The following is a 15,477-nucleotide window of genomic DNA, read 5'->3' as shown; positions in this document are numbered from 1 at the left end:
ACGTCACGTCGCGCCTACGTTGAGATCAACGAACTATGCCGGGACAGGGTGACGCATCCGTTCGCCTGACAAAAGTCGGCCGACCTGCCGGGAACGCCCGGCAGATCGGCCGATGTACAAACCCTCGCAATGGTCACGAAGAGTTCGTGGGGCGGTAACCCCTCGGACTCTTCACGATCATGAACAACTTACGCGCCGAGCTTGCGGGCCAGGTTCTCGTCGAGCGCGTTCATGAACTCGTCGGTGGTCAGCCACGGCGCGTCGCGCGAGATGAGCAGCGCGAGGTCCTTGGTCATCTGGCCACCCTCGACGGTCTCGACGATGACCTTCTCCAGCGTGTCGGCGAACTCGGTGACCGCCGGGGTGCCGTCCAGCTTGCCGCGGTGCGCGAGGCCCCGGGTCCAGGCGTAGATCGACGCGATCGGGTTCGTCGAGGTCTTCTCGCCCTTCTGCCACTGCCGGTAGTGCCGGGTGACCGTGCCGTGCGCCGCCTCGGCCTCGACGGTGCGGCCGTCGGGGGTCATGAGGACCGACGTCATCAGGCCCAGCGAGCCGAAGCCCTGCGCGACGGTGTCGGACTGCACGTCACCGTCGTAGTTCTTGGCGGCCCAGACGAAGCCACCCTCCCACTTCAGGGCGGCGGCGACCATGTCGTCGATGAGCCGGTGCTCGTACGTGATGCCGGCGGCCTTGAACTCCTCGGCGAACTCCGCCTCGAACACCTCGGCGAACAGGTCCTTGAAGCGACCGTCGTACGCCTTCAGGATCGTGTTCTTGGTCGACAGGTAGACCGGGTACTTGCGGGCCAGTCCGTACCGGAACGACGCCCGCGCGAAGTCGCGGATCGAGTCGTCGTAGTTGTACATCGCCATGCCGACGCCGCCACCGGGGAACTTGGCGACCTCGAACTCCATGGGAGCGCTGCCGTCGTCCGGGGTGAACGTGACGGTCATCGTGCCGGGGCCGGGCGCCACGAAGTCGGTTGCCTTGTACTGGTCACCGTGGGCGTGACGGCCGATGATGATCGGCTTGGTCCAGCCGGGTACGAGCCGCGGTACGTTCTGCATGATGATCGGCTCGCGGAAGACGACGCCGCCGAGGATGTTACGGATCGTCCCGTTGGGCGACCGCCACATCTTCTTGAGGCCGAACTCCTCGACCCGCGCCTCGTCCGGCGTGATGGTGGCGCACTTGACACCCACGCCGTGGCGCTTGATCGCGTTGGCCGCATCGATCGTGACCTGGTCGTCGGTCTGGTCGCGGTACTGGATCGACAGGTCGTAGTACTCGAGGTTGACGTCGAGGTACGGCAGGATCAGCTGGTCGCGAATCTGCTTCCAGATGATCCGGGTCATCTCGTCGCCGTCGAGCTCGACGACCGGGTTCTCAACCTTGATCTTCGCCATCGGCGGGGCACTCCTCTCCGGAAGTTAGCAGTACGAGCGTACTGGATGCCGGGGAACCGAAGCCCCGGACGGGTCTCACGTCACACAAACGACGACGGCCCCGAGCGCATGAACACCCGGGGCCGCTGTCAGCGATCACTTACAGGTTGGCGACGTCCGCCTGCTTCGCGCGTACGGCCTCGGCGGCCTCCTGCAGCGCGGCCAGCTCGCCGTCGGTCAGCGGGGTCTCCACGACCCGCTTGATCCCGCTGGCGCCGATCTCGGCCTGGACGCCCAGGTACACGCCGGCGATGCCGTACTCGCCGTCGACCCACGCGCACACCGGCAGGACCACACCGGCGTCCTCCGCGACGGCCTTCGCCATACGGGCGGCGGCGGCCGACGGAGCGTAGTAGGCCGAGCCGGTCTTCAGCAGCGCGACGACCTCGGCGCCGCCGTTACGCGTACGCGTCACCAGCTCGTCGATCTTGTCGGCCGGCAGCACCTCGGACAGCGGCTTGCCGTCGACCGTCGACTGCGACGGCACCGGCACCATCGTCTCGCCGTGCGAGCCGAGGGTCAGCGTCTTGACGCTGCGCACCGGCACGTTGAGGGTGTCGGCGACGAACGTGGTGAAGCGGGCGCTGTCGAGGATGCCCGCCTGGCCGATGACCCGCTCCTTCGGGAAGCCGGTCGCCTGCTGCGCGAGCGCGGTCATCTCGTCGAGCGGGTTGCTCACGACGATGACGACGGCGTTCGGCGCGTGCTTGGCGATGTTCTCCGCGACCTGGCGGACGATCTTCGCGTTGACCTCGAGGAGGTCCATCCGGCTCATGCCGGGCTTGCGGGGCAGGCCCGCGGTGATGACGACGACGTCCGAGCCCGCGATGGCCTCGTAGCCCTCGCCGTTCGGCCCGGTGGTCTGGCCCACGACCTTGGTCTCGAAGCCCTCGACCGCTCGGGACTGGCCCATGTCCAGCGCCAGGCCCTCGGGCTTGCCTTCAACGATGTCGGTGAGCACGACCGTCTCGAAGATGTCGTACTCAGCCAGGCGCTGTGCGGTCGTCGAACCGTAGAAACCGGCTCCGACGACGGTGACCTTCTTGCCCATGAATCTTCAGCTCTCCCCGGTGAGAACGGGTAATCCCGACGCGACCAGCACCATAACGCGGACGCCGACCGGTGGTGGCCCCGGGTCGTCAGATGTGCCGCACGGCACCTTGATCGTCGCTGGGCCCGCGCGCTTGTGGTCATGGCGCCCGGCTGGTACCACCACGTCGGGAGGTCGCGACGATCGAGGGGCCCGCGATGGTATCGACGAAGTTGAGCGTCCCCGGTACCGTGCCATGGATCATGCGTACCCGCCTGCTTGCCGCCGCCCTCGCCGCGCTACTGCTGCTCGCGAGCTGCGGTCGGGACCGCGTGGTGATCACGACCACCAGCGACTGGTCCCCTGCCCCGGCCGCGCCGGATCCGCCGGCGACGCGGTCAGCCGGCCCGGCAGCACCTCCGGCCGGCCTGATGGCCGCCGACAGCGCCCCACCAGCCTGCCCGGACGGGTGGGACTGCGCCCAGCAGGCCCGGTTCGACGCCACTGCGGCGTACGCGGCGAAGCGCCGCGGCCGGATGGGCCTGGTGATGCGCGACCGCGAGACGGGAGCGATCTGGCGCACCGGCGCCACTGCCGAGCCGATGTGGACGGGCTCCACGATCAAGGTGGCGATCGCCACGACGCTGCTCGAACGGCACCGCGCCGGCGACATCCACCTCACCGAAACCGACCGGCAGGTCATGTCCGACATGCTGCGGATGTCGTCGAACGACGCCACCGACGCGCTGTGGGACCGCTACGACGGGCCGCAGCTGCTCGACGGCTTCCGCACCCGGTACGGCATGGGCTCGCTGTCGGTGGTGGACGGCCGCGAGACGTACTGGCGCAACCTGCGCTGCACCGCCGAGGACCTCGAACACCTGATGACCTACATCCTCAGTGACCGCCTGTACGCCGCCGACCGCGCCTACCTGGTGGACACGCTGCGCGGGGTGGCCGACAACCAGCACTGGGGCGTGTGGGCGGCGGGGCCGCAGCTACGCCCCGGCAACAAGGACGGGTGGGCGGTCAAACCGGATCCGGGCGGCGAGCACTGGGTCACCCATACCGCCGGCTTCGCCGGGCCGCGCGAACGGTACGTGGTGGTGGTGATGTACAGCCTGCCGCCCGGCGGCACCCTCGACGAGGGCGTACACGCGGTCAGCGACGCGGTGGCGACGCTCTTCGGCGCCCGGACGCCGGCGAAGGTCTCCCTACCCACTTAGCGCGATCTTGGACAGCCGGACCGGCCATAAGCGGTCCAACTGTCCAAGATCGCGGGGCAAACCTAGTGGAAGAAGTGGCGGGTACCGGTCAGGTACATCGTCACGCCGGCCGCCTTCGCGGCCGCGATGACCTCTTCGTCGCGGATCGAGCCACCGGGCTGCACGATCGCCCGGACGCCGCCGTCGATGAGGATCTGCGGCCCGTCGGCGAACGGGAAGAACGCGTCGCTGGCGGCCACCGAACCGGCCGCCCGCTCCCCCGCCCGCGCCACCGCGAGCCGGCACGAGTCGACCCGGTTGACCTGCCCCATGCCGACCCCGACCGAGGCCCGGTCGGCCGCGAGCAGGATCGCGTTGGACTTCACCGACCGCACGGCCCGCCAGGCGAACACCAGGTCGGCCAGGGTCGCGGAGTCCGCCGCCGCACCGGAGACGAGGCGCCAGTTGGCCGGGTCGTCGCCGGGCGCGTCGATGCGGTCCGGGGTCTGGACCAGCATGCCGCCGGAGACCTGCCGGTACTCGGCCGGCGCCGGCTCCCACTCCGGGGCGCGCAGGATGCGGAGGTTCTTCTTGCCCTGGAGCACCTCGACCGCGCCGTCCTCGTAGGACGGCGCGACGATCACCTCGGTGAAGATCTCGGCGATCTGCTCGGCCATCGCCACGCTCACCGGCACGTTGGTGGCGATGACGCCGCCGAACGCCGAGACCGGATCACACGCGTGCGCCTTGCGGTGCGCCTCGGCGACATCCGCGCCGACCGCGATGCCACACGGGTTGGCGTGCTTGATGATCGCCACGGCCGGTTCGGCGAAGTCGTGCGCGGCCCGCCAGGCGGCGTCGGCGTCGACGTAGTTGTTGTACGACATCTCCTTGCCGTGCAGCTGCTCGGCCTGGGCCAGGCCGGCCGGCGCGTCCGGGTCGCTGTAGAGCGCGGCCGCCTGGTGCGGGTTCTCGCCGTACCGCAGCACCGCGGAGCGGCGCAGCGCCTGCCCGGCGAACTCCGGCCAGACGTCGCCCTCCTCCTGCGCCGGGACGAGCGTGACACCGGTCCAGTTCGCGACCGCCACGTCGTACTCGGCGATGTCGGCGAACGCGCGCGCGGCGAGCCAGCGCCGCTGCTCGAGCGTGAAGCCGCCCTCCTTCAGCGCATTGACGATCAACGGGTACGCGATCGGCGTCATCACCACGGCGACGCTCGCGTGGTTCTTCGCCGCCGCGCGGACCATCGCCGGGCCGCCGATGTCGATCTGCTCGATGCACTCGTCGACGCTCGCGCCCGAGGCCACCGTCTCCCGGAACGGGTACAGATTGCTCACCAGCAGGTCGAACGGCTCGATCCCCATGTCGGCGAGCTGAGCGACGTGCGCGGGCAGCCGCAGGTCCGCCAGCAGACCCGCGTGTACGCGCGGGTGCAGCGTCTTCACCCGCCCGTCGAGGCACTCCGGGAAGCCGGTCAGCTCCTCGATCCGGGTCACCCGCACCCCGGCAGCCTCGATACGGGAGGCCGTCGAGCCGGTCGACACGATCTCGACACCCGCGTCCGACAGCGCGCGGGCCAGTTCCTCCAGGCCGGTCTTGTCGTAGACGCTGACCAGTGCCCGGCGGATCGGGCGGCGCGACTCTTCACTCACGGGATCGTGACCTTTCTTCGATTTACGGTCCAGCCCTCGCGGACCATGCGGCCCACGTACGAAACCAACTGCCGCCGCTCGGCCTCTTTAATCCGCTCGGTGAGCGTGTCCTCACTGTCGTCGTCGAGGACGGGCACGGCGACCTGCGCGATGATCGGCCCGGTGTCGATCCCACCGTCGACGAAGTGCAGCGTCGCGCCGGCGACCTTCACGCCGTACGCGAGCGCATCGCTCGGACCGTGGATGCCGGGGAACGCCGGGAGCAGGGCGTTGTGGGTGTTGACGTAGCGCCCACCGAACGCGGCCAGGAACTGCGGCCCGACCAGCTTCAGGAACCCGGCGGAGACGACCAGGTCGGGAGCGTGCCGCGCGCAGGCCTCGGTCAGCGCCGCGTCCCACTCCTCGCGGGTGGCGAAGTCCTTGACCCCGCAGACGAAGGTCGGGATACCGCGCTCTTCCGCGCGCGCCAGCCCGGTGGCGTCCTCGCGGTCGGCGCCGACCGCGACCACTTCCGCGCCGTAGCCGGGATCGGCGCAGGCGTCGAGGAGGGCTTGCAGATTGGTTCCCGAGCCGGAGATGAGGACGAGCAGACGAGCCACGACTTACCCTAACCTTCGGAAGATCAACCCAGAGTGCCGCCCCGCGAATATGCGGGCCCCGTCTCGCCTAGCGGATACATCCGCGCGGATGCCCCGAAACTTGTTTCCGGCCAGTACGCTGCCCATCGTTCTTGCTGACCTCAAGCATCTCGGAGCGCATTCATGCAGCCTGGCTACCCGCCGCAGGGGCCGCCGCAGCCACCGCACCTCGACAACAACATGACACTGTCCATCGTGTCGATCTTCCTCTTCTGGCCACTCGCGATCCCCGCGATCATCAACGCCTCCAAGGTCAATCCGCTGTTGCAGCAGGGCGACTACGCAGGCGCGCAGAACGCGGCCGCGGAGTCCAAGAAGTGGTCGAAGCTCGCCATCATCATCGGCATCAGCCTGTGGGTCGTCAGCATCCTCTGCTGCGGCGCCCTCCTGGTCATGGGTGCGATAGGCAGCAGCTCCTCCAGCAGCCTGTAGACCGCGCCGACCCACGGGGCGCGCGACAGGCCTTAGTAGCCTCAAGTCGCGCGCCCCGACCGGGGCCCACACCACACTAGGAGCCGATCACCATGCAGCCTGGCTATCCCGGATCCGGCCAGGACCCGTACGGACAGCAGCAGCCGTACGTGGACCCCTACGCCCAACCGCAGTACCAGCCCCAGCAGCCGCAGCAACCGCAACCGGAGCAGCAGGGGGCGCAGCCGCCGGCCGGTGACCCGTACGGCCAGCCGCCACAGGCCCCGCAGTACCAGGACCCGTACGCGCAGCCGACCTCTGGCAGCCCCTACCCGCCTGCCGCGCCGTACGCGATGGGCGGCTACGGCGCGCCGATGGGCGCCCCGCCGCAGCAGAACAACACCCAGGGCCTCGTTGCCATGATCCTCGGGATCGTCTCGATCCCGATGGCCGTCTGCTGCTCCATTGTTGGCATCCCCATGGGTATCGCGGCAATCGTGCTCGGCATCCTGGGCATCAAGAAAGCGGACGCGGGCCAGGCGAGCAACCGGGGTCAGGCCTTGGCCGGTGCGATCTGCGGCGGCGCCGGCATCCTCGTTGCGATCGTGTGGTTCATCGCCGTCTTCGCGCTGAACCTCAACACCTTCCCGACCGCCCCCTGAACGGAGTGCGTCGACTCGGGTTCAACATCTTTACGTGCTTGACCTGTGCCCGGACGACCGCGACGATCATGGCGTTTGCGTAACACCCGGAGTTACGCGATTAACGTCAGGAGGAAACAGTGACCGCTCCCATGCCTCCCGCGGCTCAGCCCGCGGGTAACGACAAGACCACGCTGTGGGGCGTTCTCGGCATCGTCTTCGGCTTCTGCTGCTGGCCGCTCGGCATCGTCTTCGCCATCCTGGCGATGAACGAGGCGAAGAAGGCGGGCAAGAAGCCCACGCTGGCGTACGTCGCATTCGCCATCGCCGCGATCAGCCTGGTGATCAGCATCATCTCGATCGCCACCGGCGCGCTGTCGGGAATGAGCGGCACCCAGCAGTAACCGAAGCACCAGACACTGATGGGGCGTCCCGGTCACGGGCGCCCCATCAGCGTTTCAGACGCCTCTCCGGCGCACCCCGATCAAGGCCTTCGTCGCCACCGCGGCGACCACCGCGCCCACCGCGACCAGGCCGGCCGCGATGCCGGCGAGCGGCCACACGCTCGGGCCGACCTCGGCGAGCCGACCGCCGCCGAGCGGCCCGGCCGACGCCCACGCGGCGAGCGCCAGCGCGGCCCCGGCCACCGGCCCGGCCAGCGCGGCGCCGGTCACCAGGGATCCCCAACCGACCGGCTGCCCCGCCGGGGCGTCGACCCTCTCGCGCTGCGCACCGGTGGCGCGTTGCGAGCCATCAGCGCGCAGGCTCCGTCGGGCCAGCAGCCACCCTGCGGCCATGCCGGCCGCCAACGGCACGACGAGCAGCAGGCCTCCCCACCCGGAGATGGGTTTGGTCGGTACGGCGGCGAGCACCGGCAACGCCGGCACGGTGCCCAGGGACACGTAGCCGGCGCTCACCGTGGTCCCCGTACCGAGGGCGAAGCCCGGGCCGATCAGGTAGCTGGCCGCCCAGATCGCGAGGTTGGGGCCATACACGACACAGAGCAGGGTCAGCCCGACCTGCCCGGCCACGCCGGCGTGGTACGCCGCGAGGACCTTGCTCGCGGCGCCACCGGACAGGGCCAGCGAGGTACCCGCGGCCGCCGCGCCGGCGCCGAGGACCAGCAGGGCGGCCACCAGACCGGTACGCATGCCGTCGCGTACCGGCGTCGGGGTCCGCCGGGCCAGCCGGACGTGCGCGCCGCTCTCGACCGTGGCCCCGCACAGGGCGGCGACGAACCCGAAGACACCCAGCGTCAGCGCGGCCGGCCACACCGGGACCGTGAGCCCGGGCATGCTGGCGAGCACCGCCGCGGCGGCTCCGAACAGCCCGTACGCGACGGCCACCCCCGCCGCGGCGATGACCGCCACCCGGAGCGAGCCCCGGCGCCGGCCGCCGATCGCGCGGGTGGTGTGTACGCCCGCGCGGGCGACCCGCCAGGCTGCGAGGGCTGTCAACGCGAGGGGTGCCAGGCCCAGCGGCCCGATGGCGGTACGCAGGTCGACGCCGTGCGCCAGCAACCAGCCGGCGAGCGCGATCTGGAACACCGTGTCGACCGAGGCGTGCGCCCCCGAGACAAGTTGGGCCAGGAAGACGACGACGAGGACGGGGCCCAGGGACACCAGCGCCGCCCAGGCCGTCGTCACCGACGCCGCCAGGGCCAGCGGGGCCCGGCGGACCGGGGTACGGGCGCGGGCTGCGCCCGCTGCCGCCTCGAAATCTGGCGCACCACCCGCTGCGGCGGCGGCGCTCAGCGCGGCGCCCGCCGAAGCAGCGGCGGCCGTCGAAGCGGCAGAGCTGAGGGCGACGGCCGACGGTTCGGCGGTCTCGGTCGGCACTTCGTCCGGGGTAGGGGCAGACATCGAGGTCCACTCTTCCAAAAATGTGAGCGGCCGGTCATCCCGACCGGCCGCTCAACATCCGTAATTACCGCAAGAAGGCGTGTCAGCGCCCGCTCAGCACCTCGCGCATCAGGCGCGCGGTCTCGCTCGGGGTCTTGCCGACGCGCACACCGGCAGCCTCGAGGGCGGCCTTCTTCGCCTCGGCCGTACCCGACGAGCCCGAGATGATCGCGCCGGCGTGACCCATAGTCTTGCCGGGCGGGGCGGTGAAGCCGGCGATGTACCCGACGACCGGCTTGGTCACGTTGTTCTTGATGAACTCCGCGGCCCGCTCTTCGGCGTCGCCGCCGATCTCGCCGATCATCACGATCGCTTCCGTCTCCGGGTCCTCCTGGAAGGCGGCGAGCGCGTCGATGTGGGTGGTGCCGATGACCGGGTCGCCACCGATGCCCACGCCGGTGGAGAAGCCGAAGTCACGCAGCTCGTACATCATCTGGTAGGTCAGCGTGCCGGACTTGCTGACCAGGCCGATCCGGCCGGGGCCGGTGATGTCGGCCGGGATGATGCCGGCGTTGGACTTGCCGGGGCTGATGATGCCCGGGCAGTTCGGCCCGATGATCCGGGTGCGGTTGCCGGTGGCACAGGCGTGCGCCCAGATGGCGGCGGTGTCGTGCACCGGGACGCCCTCGGTGATGACGACGGCGAGTCCGATGCCGGCGTCGATCGCCTCGATCGCCGCGCCCTTGGTGCCGGCCGGCGGCACGAAGAGTACGGAGACATCAGCGCCGGTCTCGGCCATCGCCTCGGCGACGCTCGCGAAGACCGGCACCTTGGTGCCGTCGAAGTCGACCTGCGTACCAGCCTTGCGCGGGTTGGTACCGCCGACGATGTTGGTGCCGGCGGCGAGCATGCGCCGGGTGTGCTTGGAGCCCTCAGAGCCGGTCATCCCCTGGACGATGACCTTGGAGTCCTTGGTAAGCCAGATAGCCATTTGTCAGGTCACTTCCCCGTTGCGGCCAGTTGGGCCGCTCGCTTTGCCGCGCCGTCCATGGTGTCGACCCGCTGGATGAGCGGGTTGTTCGCCGAGTCGAGGATGCGTCGGCCCTCCTCGGCGTTGTTGCCGTCCAGCCGGACGACGAGCGGCTTGGTCACCTGCTCGCCGCGCTCGCCCAGGAGCTCCAGCGCCTGCACGATGCCGTTGGCGACCGCGTCGCAGGCGGTGATGCCGCCGAAGACGTTGACGAAGACGCTCTTCACGGCCGGGTCGGACAGCACGATCTCCAGACCGTTCGCCATCACCTGGGCGCTCGCGCCACCGCCGATGTCGAGGAAGTTGGCCGGACGGACCCCGCCGAACTCCTCACCGGCGTAGGCGACCACGTCGAGCGTCGACATGACCAGACCGGCGCCGTTGCCGATGATGCCGACCTGGCCGTCGAGCTTGACGTAGTTGAGGTTCTTGGCCTTGGCGGCCTGCTCCAGCGGGTCGACCGCGGACTTGTCCTCGTACTCGGCGTGCTCCGGGTGGCGGAAGCTCGCGTTCTCGTCGAGCGTGACCTTGGCGTCCAGCAGGAGGACCTTGCCGCCGGAGACCTTGGCGAGGGGGTTGACCTCGACCAGCGTGGCGTCCTCGGCGAGGAACGCCTGCCACAGCTTGACCGCGATCTCGGCGACCTGGTCGGCGACCTCGGCCGGGAAGCCGGCCTTGGTCACGATCTCGCGGGCCGTCGCCTCGTCCACGCCCTTGAGGGCGTCGATCGGCATCTTGACGACCTTCTCCGGCGACTCCTCGGCGACCTGCTCGATCTCCATGCCGCCGGCGGTGCTGGCGATGCACAGGAAGGTCCGGTTCGCACGGTCGAGCAGGTAGGAGAAGTAGTACTCCTCCTCGATCGACGCGGTGGTGGTCACCATGACCTTGTGGACCGTGTGGCCCTTGATGTCCATCCCGAGGATGCGTTCAGCGTGCGCGCGCAGTTCCTCGGCGTTCTCGGCGAGCTTGACGCCGCCGGCCTTGCCCCGGCCTCCGACCTTGACCTGGGCCTTCACGACCGCGCGCACACCGAGTCGCTCGGCGATGGCTGCGGCCTCATCCGGAGTGGTAGCGACGTCGCCGTCCAGCACCGGCAGCCCGTGCCGGGCGAACAGCTCACGCCCCTGGTACTCGTACAGGTCCACAACTACCTCTTCTGGGTTATCTCGACGGTCGGGTGTGGCCGCCTTCGGCGCAGCCTAGCGAGCGTTCGGGTTCGCCCGGCCGAGCGGGGGCCTCGTGTGCTCGATCGCACATTGCGACGAGTCCGGCACCACCCTTCGCACGAGTACGCCTCCCACGAAAACGTGCACTTGCCGCACGAAAACATGAAACACAATCACACGAAAAACCGACGAACCACGGCGTAACCCCGCCGTGCAGCACCTCGTTGAGTGTGATGTCGGCGCACTAAACGGGCGAATCGTCCCGGCGGCGACGAAGACGGCCGATGCCCTGTCGGTCGAGGGGTGGCGGCGGGGCATCGTGCATGAGGGGCCGGACGTGTGAGGGGTACGTCCGGCCCCTCCCTTATTGCCGTACTACGCCACCGGGGTGACCACGTGCGCGCGCACCCAGTCCACGATGGACTGGGTCGGGGCACCCGGCGTGAAGATCTTCGCGACGCCGATCTTCGCGAGCTCCGGAATGTCCGCGTCGGGGATGATCCCGCCGCCGAACACCACCATGTCATCCACACCGCGCTCCCGCAGCAGATCAACGACCTTGCGGAACAGCGTCATGTGGGCGCCCGAAAGCACCGACAGCCCGACCGCGTCGGCGTCCTCCTGGATCGCCGTCTCCACGATCTGCTCGGGCGTCTGGTGCAGGCCGGTATAGATGACCTCCATGCCGGCGTCGCGCAGCGCCCGCGCCACGACCTTCGCCCCGCGGTCGTGACCATCGAGGCCCGGCTTGGCGACAACAACCCGAATCCGTGAACTCATCGTGCCGCGTCCTTTCGGAGTTTCGCGCGCGCTGTGTGATACGCGCAACGGGCGCCGTTGCCCTGGGCGAAACGTACCCCGAGCGGACGCTGACCGAAATGCGGTACACGTCACGTCGGCACGCCGGCTCCGCGGGCGAGACCCGCGTCACATGCTCTGCGCCGCGGACCCGTCGCATGCTAATGACCTGTCCGCGCGTCGGCTTGTGGCCTGGTATCAGGTTGGTTACGTTGTCGCAGTTGCCACCCGTGGGCCGTGACAGCACTGGGTTGGTCAGCCTTGCCGCTAACCGGCAAGCGACAGCCTGTGTCTTCGACCGCGTCGGAGGAGTTGCGTGGATCACCAAGTCCCGAGTGGGCGTTACCGTGGCAGTCGGCGCGCTCCGGCACCGTCGCGCGGCAAGTACGCCACCGCTGTCACCACAGCCGTTCTGGGCGCTGGCGTGGTGGCGATGGGGACCACCCACGCGATGCCCGAGCTGAAGAGCCAGGACAGTCCCCGCTGGCTCGACACCACCAACGCCGCCTCCGCCAGCGAGGCCGCCCCGCTGCGGGAGCAGCAGAACGCCGCCCGAGCCGGTCGTTCGACCAGCCGCGCCACCTCGGTCGCCGTCAGCCAGCAACCGGGACAGGACCTCTGGCAGTTGCCCGTACGGGGCGACTACGTGGTCTCGTCGATGTTCGGCCCGCGTTGGGGCGTCCTGCACCCGGGCACCGACCTCGCCGTCCCCGTGGGCACGCCGCTGTACGCGGCCAACGCCGGCACCGTCATCCTCGCCCGGTGGAACGGCGGCTACGGCTACAGCGTGCAGATCCAGCACGATGACGGCGTCGTATCGATCTATGGCCACGCCTCCAAGCTGATCTGCAAGGAAGGCACCCGGGTCGCCGCCGGTGAACTCGTCGCGCTCAGCGGGAACAGTGGCTACTCCACCGGGCCGCACCTGCACTTCGAGCTGCGGCGAAACGACAAGCCTTTCGACGCCATGCCGTTCATGCGCCAGCACGGCGTCGACCTGGCCAAGCACATCGAGGTCGTGAACGGCGGCGTGCTCGACCAGCTCGGCTGAGCGGTCCTCCCGTTACAGCTTCTCGATCGGGGCGTGGCGGAGAACGATCCACATCACCTGGTCACCGAAGTCGATCTGAGCCTGCGCCCGCGCCCCGTACCCCTCGACGGCGGTCACCCGGCCCATGCCGTAGCGCTGGTGGTTGACCCGGTCGCCAGGGGCGAGCGCTGGCACGTCGGCCTTGGCCAGCTCGCTGGCGGTCGACAGCTTGGAGGCGTCGAGTCCCAGCCGCTCTGCCAGCTGCGCCGCCTTCGGTGTGCCGCCCACGAAGCGAGTGTTGCGCTCCTGCGGGGCACGTTCCACTGCGGACGCCCGGCCGCCGACCCCGCCACCGCCGCCGGACCAGCTCGTGTACGTCGCCTCGGTGCGCTCCCAGCGCACCAGGTCCTCCGGCAGCTCCTCCAGGAAGCGCGACGGCGGGTTGTACTGGGGCTGGCCCCACGCCGACCGCGTCACCGCGCGCGAGATGTAGAGCCGCTGGCGGGCCCGCGTGATGCCCACATAGGCCAACCGCCGCTCCTCCTCCAACTCCTTCTTGTCGCCGAGCGAGCGAAGGTGCGGGAAGACGCCGTCTTCCAGGCCGGTCAGGAAGACGACCGGGAACTCCAGCCCCTTGGCGGTGTGCAGGGTCATCATGGTGACCACGCCCTGGTGGTCAGGGTCGTCGTTGGGGATCTGGTCGGCGTCGGCGACGAGCGCCACCTGCTCCAGGAAGCCGGCGAGGGTCGGGCGCGCCGCTTCCTCCTCCGCTTCCGCTTCGGCAGCCGCGGTCTCAGCCCGCTCGGTGTACTCCCGGGCGACGCTCACCAACTCCTGGAGGTTCTCCACCCGGCCGGCGTCCTGCGGGTCGAGGCTCTCCTCCAGTTCGGCGAGGTATCCGCTGCGCTGGAGCACCGCTTCGAGGACCTCCTCGGGAGGCGCGGTCGCGGCCAGTTCGCGGGCGCTCTCCATCAGGGCCACGAAGTCCTTGATGGAGTTGGCCGCCCTGGTGGAGACGCCGATCGCCTCGTCGACGCGGGCGAGCGCGGCGCCGAACGAGATCCGTTCGCGGGCCGCGAGAGCCTCCACGCACGCCTCGGCGCGCTCGCCGATGCCGCGGCGCGGGGTGTTGAGGATCCGCCGGATGTTCACCGTGTCGTCGGGGTTGGCCACGGCCCGCAGGTAGGCCAGCGCGTCGCGGACCTCCTTGCGCTCGTAGAAGCGCACCCCGCCGACCACCTTGTAGGGCAACCCGAACCGGATGAACAACTCTTCGAACACCCGGGACTGCGCGTTGGTGCGGTAGAACACCGCCACGTCCGCCGGCCGGAACCCGTGGTCGTCACAGAGCCGGTCGATCTCGCGGGCGATCCAGTCGGCCTCGGCGTGCTCGGTGTCGGCGACGTACCCGACGATCTGCTCGCCGGCGCCCTCCTCGCTCCACAGCCGCTTGGGCTTGCGCTCGGTGTTCCGGTCGATGACGGCGTTCGCGGCGGACAGGATGATCTGGGTGGAGCGGTAGTTCTGCTCCAGCAGGATCGTGCGCGCCTGCGGGTAGTCGCGCTCGAACTCCAGGATGTTGCGGATCGTCGCGCCGCGGAACGCGTAGATCGACTGGTCGGCGTCACCGACGACGCACAGCTCGCCGGTCTCCCCCACAAGCTCTTTGATCAGGACGTACTGAGCGTGGTTGGTGTCCTGGTACTCGTCGACGAGTACGTGCCGGAAGCGCCGCCGGTAGGAGTCGGCCACCAGCGGATGCCTCTTGAGCAGGTCGACCGTACGCATGATCAGGTCGTCGAAGTCGAGCGCCTGCGCCTCGCCCAGCCGCTGCTGGTAGAGCGCGTACGCCTCGGCGACGGTGCGCTGCTGCGGGCCGGCCGCGTTGGCGGCCGCCGTCTCCGGATCGATCAGCTCGTTCTTCAGGTTGGACACCTGTGCGGCGAGGCCACGCGCCGGGAACCGCTTCGGATCCAGGTCGAGCTCGCGGGCCACCAGCGTCATCAGCCGGCGCGAGTCGTCGGCGTCGTAGATGGAGAAGGTGCTCTTCAGGCCGGCGTGCTCGTGCTCGGCGCGCAGGATCCGGACACAGGCGGAGTGGAACGTCGACACCCACATCATGCGGGCCCGCCCGCCGACGAGCGAGGCGACCCGCTCCTTCATCTCGCCCGCGGCCTTGTTGGTGAACGTGATCGCGAGGATCTCCCCCGGATGCACGTCACCCGCCCCGAGCAGGTACGCGATCCGGTGCGTGAGCACTCGCGTCTTGCCCGACCCGGCGCCGGCGACGATGAGCAACGGCGCGCCACGGTGGGTCACGGCAGCCCGCTGCGGATCGTTGAGCCCGTCGAGCAGGCGCTGCGGATCGCGGCTGGGGCTGGGGTGCGTAGGGCGCACCGGAGCATTGGCCGCGGCCGGGTTCTGGGGGTACTCGAAGAGAGCATGCATCGCTCGGCGAGTCTATGCCGGCAGTGCGACGAAACCGGAACCGACAGGCGCGCCGGTCCCCCTCGCGTGCGGGGATCTTGTCGGGTGGCAGGGGCGACCGTGCCCTCCATTTGGGTACTGCTTCTCACTAACTGGTCAC

General features: G+C 69.7%; 14 protein-coding genes. 5 read left to right on the top strand and 9 right to left on the bottom strand.

Translation table 11 applies throughout. The annotated features are described in order from the left end of the window. Positions 1–188: 188 nt before the first annotated feature. Both HC028_RS10090 and mdh read right to left on the bottom strand, forming a co-directional pair. On the bottom strand, positions 189–1,406 hold the full coding sequence (locus HC028_RS10090; protein ID WP_168075653.1) for an NADP-dependent isocitrate dehydrogenase: 1,218 nt from the start codon (positions 1,404–1,406) through the stop codon (positions 189–191). A 139-nt stretch (positions 1,407–1,545) separates the two neighbouring features. Continuing rightward, entirely contained in the window at positions 1,546–2,496 is a 951-nt protein-coding gene (mdh, locus tag HC028_RS10085; RefSeq protein WP_168075651.1) for a malate dehydrogenase, read from the bottom strand. A 242-nt stretch (positions 2,497–2,738) separates the two neighbouring features. Here mdh and HC028_RS10080 point away from each other — a divergent pair, with 242 nt between their 5' ends. Further along, the gene (locus HC028_RS10080) at positions 2,739–3,701 is read left to right on the top strand and encodes a serine hydrolase (RefSeq protein WP_168075649.1); all 963 of its coding nucleotides are present in this window, start codon (positions 2,739–2,741) and stop codon (positions 3,699–3,701) included. A gap of 62 nt (positions 3,702–3,763) precedes the next feature. On the opposite strand, the gene purH is transcribed toward HC028_RS10080, so the two are convergent. Continuing rightward, positions 3,764–5,332 (bottom strand): bifunctional phosphoribosylaminoimidazolecarboxamide formyltransferase/IMP cyclohydrolase, encoded by a 1,569-nt coding sequence (gene purH, locus HC028_RS10075; protein ID WP_168075647.1) that lies wholly within the window; start codon positions 5,330–5,332, stop codon positions 3,764–3,766. Beyond that, on the bottom strand, positions 5,329–5,931 hold the full coding sequence (gene purN, locus HC028_RS10070; RefSeq protein WP_168075645.1) for a phosphoribosylglycinamide formyltransferase: 603 nt from the start codon (positions 5,929–5,931) through the stop codon (positions 5,329–5,331). Before purN ends, purH begins: the two co-directional genes overlap by 4 nt. Positions 5,932–6,093: 162 nt before the next feature. Here purN and HC028_RS10065 point away from each other — a divergent pair, with 162 nt between their 5' ends. The 3 genes from HC028_RS10065 (at position 6,094) to HC028_RS10055 (ending at position 7,426) form a co-directional block, all read left to right on the top strand. Further along, a complete protein-coding gene (locus tag HC028_RS10065) occupies positions 6,094–6,402 on the top strand; it encodes a CD225/dispanin family protein (protein ID WP_168075643.1) in 309 nt (102 codons plus the stop codon). A gap of 92 nt (positions 6,403–6,494) precedes the next feature. After that, the gene (locus tag HC028_RS10060; RefSeq protein ID WP_168075641.1) at positions 6,495–7,043 is read left to right on the top strand and encodes a DUF4190 domain-containing protein; all 549 of its coding nucleotides are present in this window, start codon (positions 6,495–6,497) and stop codon (positions 7,041–7,043) included. 119 nt (positions 7,044–7,162) lie between these two features. Next, the gene (locus HC028_RS10055) at positions 7,163–7,426 is read left to right on the top strand and encodes a hypothetical protein (RefSeq protein ID WP_239075347.1); all 264 of its coding nucleotides are present in this window, start codon (positions 7,163–7,165) and stop codon (positions 7,424–7,426) included. A gap of 54 nt (positions 7,427–7,480) precedes the next feature. On the opposite strand, the gene HC028_RS10050 is transcribed toward HC028_RS10055, so the two are convergent. The 4 genes from HC028_RS10050 to HC028_RS10035 all read right to left on the bottom strand — a co-directional run bounded on the left by HC028_RS10050 (position 7,481) and on the right by HC028_RS10035 (position 11,842). After that, positions 7,481–8,884: a cell division protein PerM gene (locus HC028_RS10050; RefSeq protein WP_168075639.1), complete on the bottom strand. Its 1,404-nt coding sequence runs from the start codon at positions 8,882–8,884 to the stop codon at positions 7,481–7,483. An 82-nt stretch (positions 8,885–8,966) separates the two neighbouring features. Continuing rightward, positions 8,967–9,854 (bottom strand): succinate--CoA ligase subunit alpha, encoded by an 888-nt coding sequence (gene sucD / locus HC028_RS10045; RefSeq protein WP_168075637.1) that lies wholly within the window; start codon positions 9,852–9,854, stop codon positions 8,967–8,969. A gap of 8 nt (positions 9,855–9,862) precedes the next feature. Further along, positions 9,863–11,041: an ADP-forming succinate--CoA ligase subunit beta gene (sucC, locus tag HC028_RS10040; RefSeq protein WP_168075635.1), complete on the bottom strand. Its 1,179-nt coding sequence runs from the start codon at positions 11,039–11,041 to the stop codon at positions 9,863–9,865. Positions 11,042–11,437: 396 nt separating this feature from the next. Beyond that, positions 11,438–11,842, bottom strand: a complete 405-nt coding sequence (locus HC028_RS10035) for a coenzyme B12-dependent isobutyryl CoA mutase small subunit (protein WP_168075632.1) — start codon at positions 11,840–11,842, stop codon at positions 11,438–11,440. Positions 11,843–12,176: 334 nt separating this feature from the next. Between HC028_RS10035 and HC028_RS28430 the strand changes: the two genes are divergently transcribed. Continuing rightward, a complete protein-coding gene (locus tag HC028_RS28430; RefSeq protein ID WP_168075630.1) occupies positions 12,177–12,911 on the top strand; it encodes a M23 family metallopeptidase in 735 nt (244 codons plus the stop codon). A gap of 12 nt (positions 12,912–12,923) precedes the next feature. Here HC028_RS28430 and pcrA read toward each other — a convergent pair whose 3' ends face one another. Next, complete coding sequence (gene pcrA / locus HC028_RS10025) at positions 12,924–15,338, bottom strand: DNA helicase PcrA (RefSeq protein WP_168075627.1); 2,415 nt, start codon at positions 15,336–15,338, stop codon at positions 12,924–12,926. Positions 15,339–15,477 lie beyond the last annotated feature (139 nt).

This window comes from Planosporangium flavigriseum (genome assembly GCF_011947225.1).
GTDB classification, from domain to species: domain Bacteria; phylum Actinomycetota; class Actinomycetes; order Mycobacteriales; family Micromonosporaceae; genus Planosporangium; species Planosporangium flavigriseum.
The sequence above is the reverse complement of the archived record's forward strand: the minus strand, read 5'-3'. Positions and strand labels throughout refer to the sequence as shown.

Coding starts and splice junctions, on each gene's coding strand:
- HC028_RS10035 (WP_168075632.1), bottom strand. CDS start 11,842: ATGAGTTCACGGATTCGGGTTGTTGTCGCCAAGCCGGGCCTCGATGGT.
- pcrA (WP_168075627.1), bottom strand. CDS start 15,338: ATGCATGCTCTCTTCGAGTACCCCCAGAACCCGGCCGCGGCCAATGCT.
- sucD (WP_168075637.1), bottom strand. CDS start 9,854: ATGGCTATCTGGCTTACCAAGGACTCCAAGGTCATCGTCCAGGGGATG.
- HC028_RS10060 (WP_168075641.1), top strand. CDS start 6,495: ATGCAGCCTGGCTATCCCGGATCCGGCCAGGACCCGTACGGACAGCAG.
- HC028_RS10065 (WP_168075643.1), top strand. CDS start 6,094: ATGCAGCCTGGCTACCCGCCGCAGGGGCCGCCGCAGCCACCGCACCTC.
- mdh (WP_168075651.1), bottom strand. CDS start 2,496: ATGGGCAAGAAGGTCACCGTCGTCGGAGCCGGTTTCTACGGTTCGACG.
- HC028_RS10080 (WP_168075649.1), top strand. CDS start 2,739: ATGCGTACCCGCCTGCTTGCCGCCGCCCTCGCCGCGCTACTGCTGCTC.
- HC028_RS10090 (WP_168075653.1), bottom strand. CDS start 1,406: ATGGCGAAGATCAAGGTTGAGAACCCGGTCGTCGAGCTCGACGGCGAC.
- HC028_RS10050 (WP_168075639.1), bottom strand. CDS start 8,884: ATGTCTGCCCCTACCCCGGACGAAGTGCCGACCGAGACCGCCGAACCG.